This is a genomic window from Flavobacterium sp., assembly GCF_039916025.1.
GTDB lineage: Bacteria > Bacteroidota > Bacteroidia > Flavobacteriales > Flavobacteriaceae > Flavobacterium.
Genome location: NZ_JBDSMB010000192.1, coordinates 1 through 2,879 on the forward strand (window position 1 = coordinate 1; position 2,879 = coordinate 2,879).

Genomic DNA, 2,879 nt, shown 5'->3' on the forward strand with positions numbered 1-2,879 from the left:
CCGTTTTGCAAAGCATGAGTTCCCAATTTTCTAACTGCCATCAACTGATGGTATCGTGGAAATATCATTGATTCCCTTGGATACTTCTTTTTGTCAATCACAACATCTTCAACTTGTAAATGCAAAAACTTTCCAAGAATATTCATCCAACTATTTACTTCCCAAATATCTTCCCACAAGTAAGCGGAACGATAACCGTTTTCATTTGATGGATTACCTGCTCCGTTGTTCACTCCTTTGTTGAAAGGAAGAAAACGGGTTTTGTTTCCGTCTAATTTTGTTGTGAGATAAACTTCTTCGGTGTCAACGCTGAAATGAACCATTGCTCTTTTCTTGAAAAGAAAAAGTAATTCTCTTGGGTCACGGTCATATTTGAATTGGCGTTTTGCATTGTTTACATCTTGCCCTGTGAAATGATTTTTCAATTCAACGGTTGCCACAGGCAAACCATTTAACGAAAGCAAAAGGTCAATACTGTTTTCATTCTTCGTGCTGTATTTAACTTGTCGTGTTACATACAATTTGTTTGAAGCATAAAGTTTTAAAGTATCATCATTTAATTTGCTGTCGGGTTGAAAATATGCCAACCTGAATTTTACTCCACTGTCTGTAATGCCGTGCCGCATTACTTCTAAACTTCCTTTTAAATCAACTTCTTTCAGCACCCGTTTTATAATTTGCGTTGCTGCATCATCTTTATAAAATTGAACAATCGTTTCCCATTCTTTCGGTTGTGTAGTTTGCAAAAAATCAATGATTGCTTTTTCATCCAGACAAGTTTCTCTGCTGAAATCTGCTGCACTTCCTTCTGTCCATCCATGAGAAGTTAGGTGATAAACTATTGCTGTTTCAAAAGTTTGTTCTGTATGCAATTTACTTTTAGTGATTGTCTCCATTTTCATTTTCATTTATTACTAGTGGTGGTTGCACTTCTTCAACCTGGGGAATTATTTCGGGTTCAACTGCAATAACTGCTTCAAATGCTACTTCTGCAACTGGAACTTCTTCCGCTATTACTCCCATTGCGTTTGCTCCTGTTGCTTCAAAAACAACTTCTTCCTGTTGTGCTTCTTCTTGTTCATTAATTGCTCCGTCTTGCAAATCATTCACAACACTTTTATAAAAAGAATGCTTTAATACTTCAAGCAATAAATTTCTTTCTGCTCTGCTAAGTTTCGTTTTAAGTTTTCCATTCGGGTAACACTTTTCTACAAAGGAAATGTATTCTCCAAAAAGATTTTCTGAAATGATGTCTAAGTATTCAGGCAATTCAATTTCATGAATTACTAAAGTGTCTGGGTCAAAATATCTTACTTCGGGTTTTTCAAATTGCTGATATGATTTGCCTAAGAAATGCGGCTTCCCTTTTATGCTTTCCCACATCACACCAAAAAATTCATTGTGTCCGCTTTTGTAAATCTTTGCAATCTGCAAAGCACCTGCAACAGTTGTAAACTCGGGGTCTCTGCTTATCACGGTAACAACCTTTAGAGGTTCCATATCTAAAACATTATCAGAATTATTTCCCTGAAATTCCTTAGTGCAAAGTTCTTTCGCAATGGGAATAACATCATCATCACCTATAAAAACAACATGTCGTGTTTTCTTTTCAGCAAGGCAATCATCATAAACAAATTTCTGTTCGCCTGTGTCATAATAAATTTTGAACAAAACGAATTGTTGATTTTTCCAGCTCCAACCCCCAAATAAAAATTCTGCTTCTGCCTTTAATTGGTCTAAAGGTTGGTTCGTAAAATAAATTTGATTTACTAATTCTGTAAAAAGGTCTGAAACAAAAAGTGCTAAGTCAACAATATCTTTTGCCTTGTCTTGGAAATCTTTGTTGTAGCGAAGTGCTGTAATTAAATTCAGGATTAATGGATATGCTCTGTCCGTTCTTCCTGCAAAACATATCAAGGCATCCTTTCTCGGTAAGTCAAATAATTTTCTTCCTCTCCATCTTTCACCTGAACTCAAACAGCTATCAGTAGCGAAAACTAATTCGTCATTATCTCCTGCTTTCCTTATCCATGCTGTGCAAAGTGTCATACTTAATTTAAAATTATTTTTCCTGTTACTACTTCGTTTATCAAAGAAGATTTGAATTCCTTTATCAATTCAATTTCCTGTTCAATCTTTGAAATGGTGGTCTTTATTCTTTCCAAATGCTTTTTTACGAAAGCAACAATTTCTTTTTGTTCTTCCAATGGTGGAACAAATAAATAATAGTTGCCGATTTTTTCCTGTGAAATTGTTGGGATTGTTCCGCCAATTACTGATGTCTTAACCTGTGCTTGAATCAATTCAGATAATAAAACATAAAAGAAAAAAGTCGTGTTGATTTTTATTTGCTTGAACACCAACAACTGCGGATTGATTGTAGCTTTCTCTGGCAGATTCTCAACCAAACTTGTTTTTCCGAAAGTTGAACCTGTCTTTACAAAAAGCAAATCATTATTCTCAATTTGTATTTCAGGCGATTCATCATACTTAGCCCAACTCAAATAACTACATTTAGAAAAATCCATTTCAAACTCTTTCATGTTTGAAGGACTTAATGTAATTGCTCCTTCTCCTGCGTTTACTAAATCACTTGTTTGATAACCCCGAAAACCAATTCTCCCAAAAATTGAAGCGATGTATTTTATTCTTTTCGTTGTCCAACTATTTGGAATTTCATTTATCCAATCAATGCCCGAAGGTTTCATCTCTGATTTTTCTTTCGTTCCTCTTGTTACTGCATGATTGAGTAACTCAAGTCGTTCCTCTCTTAATTTTTCTATAAGTTTTTCTTTCAAAGAAATAATGTTGTCTATCTGTGCTGTTTTTTCTGTTAGATAATTGGCTATTCTTTCTTGTTCTTTTAAGTCGGTAGGAAA

3 protein-coding genes are annotated in these 2,879 nt (G+C 34.7%); all 3 read right to left on the reverse strand.

Annotated elements, in window-relative coordinates:
- Window positions 1-896 (reverse strand): type I restriction endonuclease (locus ABIQ27_RS14115; RefSeq protein WP_348034560.1); only part of this gene is annotated, 896 nt, incomplete at its 3' end.
- Window positions 880-2,049, reverse strand: a complete 1,170-nt coding sequence (locus tag ABIQ27_RS14120) for a hypothetical protein (RefSeq protein ID WP_348034561.1) — start codon at window positions 2,047-2,049, stop codon at window positions 880-882. The genes ABIQ27_RS14120 and ABIQ27_RS14115, both read right to left, overlap by 17 nt.
- A 2-nt stretch (window positions 2,050-2,051) precedes the next feature.
- The coding region (locus ABIQ27_RS14125) for a restriction endonuclease subunit S (protein ID WP_348034562.1) at window positions 2,052-2,879 on the reverse strand (828 nt) is incomplete at its 5' end.

Coding starts and splice junctions, on each gene's coding strand:
- ABIQ27_RS14120 (WP_348034561.1), bottom strand. CDS start 2,049: ATGACACTTTGCACAGCATGGATAAGGAAAGCAGGAGATAATGACGAA.